The sequence below is a fragment of the Terriglobia bacterium genome (assembly GCA_020073205.1).
In the GTDB taxonomy this organism is placed as follows: domain Bacteria; phylum Acidobacteriota; class Polarisedimenticolia; order Polarisedimenticolales; family JAIQFR01; genus JAIQFR01.
Genome location: JAIQFR010000156.1, coordinates 1 through 7010, shown reverse-complemented (window position 1 = coordinate 7010; position 7010 = coordinate 1). Strand labels below are relative to the sequence as shown.

General features: G+C 71.6%; 6 protein-coding genes. 1 reads left to right on the top strand and 5 read right to left on the bottom strand.

Annotated elements, in window-relative coordinates:
* Nucleotides 1–9 precede the first annotated feature (9 nt).
* Together mtnP and LAO51_19315 are read right to left on the bottom strand one after the other, a co-directional pair.
* Nucleotides 10–885, bottom strand: coding sequence for an S-methyl-5'-thioadenosine phosphorylase (mtnP, locus tag LAO51_19320; protein MBZ5640893.1), 876 nt, complete (start codon nt 883–885; stop codon nt 10–12).
* The gene (locus LAO51_19315) at nt 882–2882 is read right to left on the bottom strand and encodes a DUF255 domain-containing protein (protein ID MBZ5640892.1); all 2001 of its coding nucleotides are present in this window, start codon (nt 2880–2882) and stop codon (nt 882–884) included. Before LAO51_19315 ends, mtnP begins: the two co-directional genes overlap by 4 nt.
* A gap of 193 nt (nt 2883–3075) precedes the next feature.
* On the opposite strand from LAO51_19315, the gene LAO51_19310 reads away from it, so the two are divergent.
* The gene (locus LAO51_19310; GenBank protein ID MBZ5640891.1) at nt 3076–4767 is read left to right on the top strand and encodes a sensor domain-containing diguanylate cyclase; all 1692 of its coding nucleotides are present in this window, start codon (nt 3076–3078) and stop codon (nt 4765–4767) included.
* Between the two features lie 3 nt (nt 4768–4770).
* Here the strand turns inward: LAO51_19310 and mce are convergent, their stop codons facing one another.
* The 3 genes from mce to LAO51_19295 all read right to left on the bottom strand — a co-directional run.
* Nucleotides 4771–5490 carry a methylmalonyl-CoA epimerase gene (gene mce, locus LAO51_19305; GenBank protein ID MBZ5640890.1) on the bottom strand — a complete coding sequence of 240 codons (720 nt, stop codon included), beginning with the start codon at nt 5488–5490 and terminating at the stop codon, nt 4771–4773.
* Nucleotides 5487–6446 (bottom strand): methylmalonyl Co-A mutase-associated GTPase MeaB, encoded by a 960-nt coding sequence (meaB, locus tag LAO51_19300; GenBank protein ID MBZ5640889.1) that lies wholly within the window; start codon nt 6444–6446, stop codon nt 5487–5489. Before meaB ends, mce begins: the two co-directional genes overlap by 4 nt.
* A 20-nt stretch (nt 6447–6466) precedes the next feature.
* The coding region (locus LAO51_19295) for an acyl-CoA dehydrogenase (protein ID MBZ5640888.1) at nt 6467–7010 on the bottom strand (544 nt) is incomplete at its 5' end.

Here is a 7010-nt window from a genome sequence, read left to right as displayed (position 1 = left end):
GCCTCCCGCTCAGTCGAGGTATCGCCCGACGAGCGGCCGCAGCCGATCCCTCGCCTCGGCGGGAATCGCGTCGCGGCGGGTGATGATCGCGCGCTCGAGGGCCCGGCCGCAGCCGCAGGCGAGCCGCTCGACGGGCAGCTCGATCGCGGCCCGCCTCAGGATCGCCGCGGCGAGCCGGGCGTTCGCGCGGAGGTTCTCGAGAACGGCGCCGATCGACACGTCCTCCTCCTCCTCGTGCCAGCAGTCGAAATCGGTGACGAGGGCGAGGGTGGCGTAGCAGATCTCCGCCTCCCGGGACAGCTTCGCTTCCTGGAGATTCGTCATCCCGATCACCTCGACTCCCCAGGAGCGGTACAGCCTCGACTCCGCGCGGGTCGAGAACGCGGGGCCCTCCATGCAGAGGTACGCCCCGCCGTCGTGCGCCGTCGCCCCCTCGCGCCGCGCGGCGTCGAGCAGCACGCCGCGCGCTTCCGGGCAGACCGGGTCGGCGAACGCCACGTGCGCGACGATCCCGCTCCCGAAGAACGTCGAGGCGCGCCCGCGGGTCCGGTCCACGAACTGGTCCGGAAGCACCACGTCACGAGGCCGGATCGTTTCCTTCATGGAGCCGACGGCCGATGCCGACAGGATCCGCTCGACACCCATGAGCTTGAACCCGTACACGTTCGCCCGGTAGTTGATCTCCGAGGGGAGGAGGTGGTGATCCCGACCGTGGCGGGCGAGAAAGGCGACCTCGCGGCCGTCGATCGTCCCCAGCCGAAACGCGTCCGACGGCGGCCCGAACGGCGTGTCGAGCCGGACGTCCTCGGACCCGTCGAGACCCGCCAGGTCGTAGAGCCCGCTCCCGCCGAGGATGCCGATGCGGGCGCGCCGCGCCCCGCTCACCGTCCTCCCTCCGGCGCGCCGCCCGTCATCTCCCGGACGCAGCGCGCAAGCTCGTCCGCGCTGCCGGCCTTTCGGGTCTCGCCCTTGAAGGACACCGTCGCGGATGCCTTGGCCGCCCCGACATTGCCCGTGGCCACGACGCACCAGAGGTTCGGGAGGCCGTTCGCCGCCCGGCGCAACGCAAGCGTGTCGCGACCGTCCGGTCGGCCGTCGATGCGGATCGTGACGGGCGGTCGGACCGACTCCTCGATGGCGAGCGCGGCGGAGGTCGCCTGGACGCCGAACGGGACCAGGTCCCCTCCGAACGTTGCCAGGATCGACGCCGCCTGCTCACGATAATCGTCCCCTTCTCCCAGCGCGGCGAGGCGGAGAAGCACCCGGGCGAGCAGGACGTTCTCGCGGAGAGGCCACCGCGCGTTTCCCAGGATCCCCTGCGGGCGGGCTTCCGGGACCATGTCCCTGAGGGCGGTTTCGCCGGGGGACAGCATGTTCCGCATGCAGAACTGGACGATGTCCCGCACCGCGTCCAGGTATCGGCGCTCCCCCGTCGTCTCGAAGGCGTCGGCCAGGCCGAACGCGGTCTCCGCCTGATCCGCGAGATCGCGTCTGCCGTCCGGACTCGGCTCGAGGACGTGGCTGACCCCGCGCCCCTTCTCGAACCCCCGGGACAGCACGAAGTCCACCGCGTCCCGACCCGCCTTCTCCAGCGCCGCGTCCCCGAGAAGCGTTCCGGTCCGGAGGAGGGCCGCACCCGCGAGGGCGTTCGTCCCCGAGATCACCAGCCGGTCCAGGGGAGGCGGCTTCTTCCCGTCGTCCTTCGCGTCCCAGTAAGCCCCACCGTCCTTCGAGCGCGGGTCCGCCATCTGCGCGAGGTAATACCCTCCGCCCGGTCGAGCGAGGACCGTCGTCAGGAAGCGCGCGGTGGCGCGGAGGGCGGCGCGCAGGTCCTCCGAATCGGTCCTCCGGTCAAGAAGCGTAAGCTCGCGGAGGAGCTGGGCGTTCGTCTCCAGCATCTTCTCGAACTGGACGCCCCCCCACGCCGGGGTCATGGCGAGCCGATGAACCCCACCGTCGCGACGGTCGTACAGCGGGCTCGCCAGGAGCTTCGTCAGCATGAGGCTCGCCGGCTCCTCGAGGCCGGCCTCGCCTCGCGCGGCCAGGATCGCAGCGTACTCCGTCAGGCCCGGCACGAGGAATCTCGCTCCCCCGCCGAAACCTCCATCCGTGCGGTCCGCGCTCCCGACGAGCCACCGCTCGAGCGCGCTCGACGCCTCGAGCCCGACGGACCCGGTCTTCGGCTTGTTCTGCCCCTCGAGCTCCACCCACCTGGCCCCTTTGTCCTTGAGGGGCTGCGCATCGCGGAGGTAGTACGTGCGCGCCTCCCGGAGCAGGAATTTCATGGTCGGGGGATCCACGAGGCCGGCGGTGATCGGGGCCGCGACGCCGCGCGGATTGGCCTTGCTGATCATGGGCTTCCCATCGGGGAGCAGGAACGCGATCACGGGCCACGTGCCGGTCTGGTACCGCTGCTGGATGTCCGGCCTCCGATCGGCGTCCACGACGATCAGGACGTACCCCTCGTTGATCGCGCGGACGACCTCCGGGTCCTTCAGCGTCTCCGTGAACAGCCGCTGGGACGGACGGCTCCACGGAGCGTGGAGCACCAGGAGCACGGGACGATCGAACATCGCCGCCTTCTGGAACGTCGGGCCGATCCAGGGGAGCCAGTAGAGGTGCCCGTCGACCACTTCTTCCGGCGGCCAGCCGCGGAACGCTTCCTGCGCCGGGAGCGAAAGATCCACGCCCTTGAGGAAGAAGGGGACGGTCGCGGGGGCGATGGGATTCTCCCCCGCGGGAGCCGGCGACTCCTGGGCTCGCACACCCGCGGACATGGCGGCCCCGACGGCCAGCGCCCACGCCGCCACCCTTAGCCGTCCGCGACGCCTCGCCGGCGGGAATCCCCTCCGACGTCCGGTGCGGCGGGGCTCGGTGCTCAATCCATCCTCCGGGGATTCAACGAATTCGACGAAAGACGATTATCCGAGTGCGGCCGAGACCTGTCAAGGAACGCGCGGCACGGCGAGCCCTGGGCATGCAGGAGATGAGCTTGCTTCTACGTGGGGCCGACGTACGTTTGTGTGCGAAGCACCCGGAAGGGCGCACGCATTCTGGAATGAAAACGATATGCTCTTGAGAAGGGACCTCTACGATCGATTCTCGCCCTGGCTGCTCGTCCTCGCCTCGGCGGGCTCCGTCGCGATCGCGCGTCCCACGACGGCCGGCGCCCTCGCGGAAGCGCTCCCTCTGACCCTCGCGCTCGCGATGGTCGCGGCGCTCGCCGCGCGCATCGCGTCCCTCGACGGCAACGGGCGGCCCGTCCGCCTCGCGCTGTCGTTCGTTCTCGCCGCGTTCGACGTGCTCCCCGCTCCGTGCGCGCTCGTCGTGCTGTTCGCGGCTCTCGGCGGCGGAGCGGGAGGCGGTGTCGCGGGCCCGTCGCGGCGGGGACTCCGCTCGGCCGCGGCCGTCTCCGCGGGGATGGCCCTCGCGGTGCTCGCGCTCCCGGGCGACGCCCGGCAAGCCGCGCCGTCCTCCGTCGCGGCGCTGGCCTACCTCCTCGCTCTGTTCGCCCTGGCGCAGCTCGCCGCCTTTCTCGTCGCGGCGCTCCTCCGCGGGAGCATCGGGCAAGGCGGGGTCGAGCGCTCGCTCCGGCGGGTCCTCCTCGAGACCGTCGACGTGCCGCTGGCCTGGTGCCTCGCCGCGCTCCTTCCCGAGCGTGCGTTCCCGCTGGCGCTCTCGCTAGCCTCCGTCGTCCTCTTCGGCGAGATCGCGATGAAGGCCTTGGATCGCGCGCTCGCGGACCTCAGGGGCACCAACGACGTCCTCGCCGCGCGATTGACCGAGCTGGCGACGCTGCACGCCATCGGGCGCGAGATGCTGTCGTCGCTCGATCCCGCGCGGGTGTTCTCGGTGGTGGAGCGCGAGTGTCCCAAGATCCTCGACCTCGATGCGCTCGCCGTCGCCCTCGTCGATCCGGACACCGGCGAGATCCACGTCGCCCACCGCTGGGCGCGGAGCGGGCCGTCGGGCGCCGCCGTGTCCACCGCTCCGGACGGGCTCTTAAGCTGGGTCGTCCTCGAGAAGAGGCCGGTCCGGGTGGACGACCTCCACGAGACGCCGGGTTCGCTTCCCTTCCGGACCGACGGGATCCCCCCCGAGGCCCGGTCGGCGCTCGCGGTGCCGCTCGTGGTCGAGGAGCGGGTCGTCGGCGTGCTGTCGGTGAGGAGCTCCCGCGCGGGCGCCTACGACGAGCACCAGCTCTCCGTCCTGACGACCATCGCCCAGCAGGCCGCGGTCGCCATCGAGAACGCGCGCCACTACGAGATGGCCACCGTGGATTCCCTGACGCGCCTCTTCCTCCGCGACTACTTCCACCGGCGCCTCGAGGAGGAGCACAACCGCGCGCGGCGGTACGGCGGCTGCTTCGCGGTGCTCATGCTGGACCTGGACGGCTTCAAGGAGATCAACGACCGGCACGGGCACCTGCACGGCGACCGCTACCTGCGCGCGATCGGCCTCACCATCCGCTCGCGCCTGCGCGCCGCGGATCTCGCGTGCCGGTACGGCGGGGACGAGTTCTGCCTCCTCCTTCCCGAGACGGATCTCGACGGGGCCAGCACCATCGCGGAGCGTCTGCGGAAGGCGGTCTCCCGTCTCGTCGTCGAGGCGGACGGGGCGACGCTCCGGACCACGGCGAGCATCGGGGTGGCGGCGTTCCCGCAGCACGACTCCGGCGACCTTCGAGGCCTCCTCCTCAGGGCCGACCAGGCGCTCTACCAGGCCAAGCGCGCAGGACGCGATCGCGTGGTGCCGTTCGCCGCCTGACGATCAGCCCAGCACGTCGCGGACGGACCGACCGGTCCGCTTGCGGAAGCGGTCGGCCAGCGACGGCAGGTCCCCGCTCGGACGGTCGAGGAGCACCCGCTCCACCCGTTGCATCGGGAAGAACAGCAGCGACGGGCCCACCGCGGTGGAAGAACCGCGCTCCACCTGCACGACCCAGTCATCGAACGACGCGAGGTCGACCCCCTCGATCGTGATGCCGGTCGTGTCGAGCCCCCGGAGCACCCCCCAGAGCTTCTCCTGCGGGTCCCTGAGGTAGAGGAGCACCGGCTGGCCCGGCCCGAGCCTCGCGGGCTCCGCCGGGCGCGAGGCGGAGGCGACCTCGACGAGAACCCCGCCGCACGACCTCGGGTGGAGGAACGCCACCTCCCGACCGCCGGCACCGGGGCGCGCGCCCCCACCGAGCACTTCCGCGCCGCCGCGCACCGCGCCCTTGACGGCCGCGTCGAGATCGTCCGCCTCGAGGGTCAGGTGGTGGATCCCCTCGCCCCTCCTATCCAGATGGCGGCCGATCGGCGAGTCCTCGCGGAGCGGCTCGATCAGCTCCAGACGGGCTTCGCCGGCGCGGAGGAACGCCACGCGAACCCCCTCGCTCTCGATCGTCTCGATCCCCTCCACCTCGAGCCCGAGCGCCCCGCTCCAGAACCGCAGCCGGTCTTCGAGGCTCCGGACCGCGATCCCGACGTGATCGAGCCTGAGGCTCATCGCACCTCCACCCGCGAGAGGATCCGCTCCACCGCGGTGTACGGGTCGGTCCGGCGCTCCGCGATCTCGTCCACCGCGGCGCGGAACGACTCTCCGGGGAGGACCCGGGCGAGCACTCCCCCGACCAGCCTCTCGTACAGGATCGCCCGGAACCGCGCCTCGGCGCGCTCGCGCCTCCGCACGGCGCGCCTCGCGGGGCCCTGCCCCTCCACGAACCGAAGGAACCCCGCGAGGAGATCGTCGATCCCCTCGTCCCGCACCGCGATCGTCCGGAAGATCGGAGGCCTCGGCCTGCCGTCATCCGGGGCGAGGGACATCATCGTCCGCAGCTCGGTGTCGAGGCGGTCGGCATCCGGTCGGTCGGCCTTGTTGATCACGAAGACGTCGGCGATCTCGAGGATCCCGGCCTTGATGGCCTGGATGTCGTCCCCCATTCCGGGGACGAGAACCACGGCGACCACGTCCGCGGCGCGGGCGATCTCCACCTCGTCCTGCCCGACGCCCACCGTCTCCACCAGGATCGGATCGAAGCCCGCGGCGTCCATGAGATCGATGGCGTCCCCCGCGGTCCGAGAGAGGCCGCCGAGGTGCCCGCGCGTCGCCATGGAGCGGATGAACACGCCGGGGTCGTTCGCGTGGTCCTGCATGCGGACCCGGTCGCCGAGGATCGCTCCGCCCGAGTAGGCGCTGCTGGGATCCACGGCGATCACGCCCACCCGGCGCCCCGCGGCCCTGAGCCGACCCACGAGCCGGTCGACGAGGCTGGACTTCCCCGCCCCGGGGGCCCCCGTGACCCCGACGATCGTCGCCCCGCCCGAGAGCGGGAACGCCTCGCGCAACAGGACGGGGGCCGCCGGCGCGGACTCCTCGGCGAGGCTGATCGCCCGGGCCAGCGCGCGCGGGTCGCCGCCGGCCAGGCGCCGGACGAGGTCGGATCGCGCCGCGCTCTCTTCCATCGGTCGCCGCGCGCCGCGACTCAGAGCCGCCCGAGGATCTCTCGGGCGATGACGAGCCGCTGGATCTCGCTCGTCCCTTCCCCGATGGTGCACAGCTTCACGTCCCGGTAGAACTTCTCCACGGGAAAGTCCTTCACGTAACCGTACCCGCCGAAGATCTGGAGCGCGCGGTCGGCCACGTAGACGCCGGTCTCGGAGGCGTACAGCTTCGCCATCGAGGATTCCTTCGTCGTCTTCATCCCGTGGTCCTTCATCCAGGCCGCCTTGTGGACCAGGAGCTCGGCGGCGTCGATCCGCGTCGCCATCTCGGCCAGCATGAACTGGATCGCCTGGAACTCGGCGATCGCGCGCCCGAACTGTTGGCGCTCGCGCGCGTACCGGACCGCGGCATCGTACGCGCCCCGTGCCATGCCGAGGGCGAGCGCCGCGATCGAGATCCTCCCTCCGTCCAGCACCTTCATCGCGTCCACGAACCCGTGCCCCCGCTCCCCGAGGAGCGCGTCGGCTTTTTGCATTTGCTCGGAACTGACCGGGCTCCCTATCAACGTACCCCGGAGAACCATA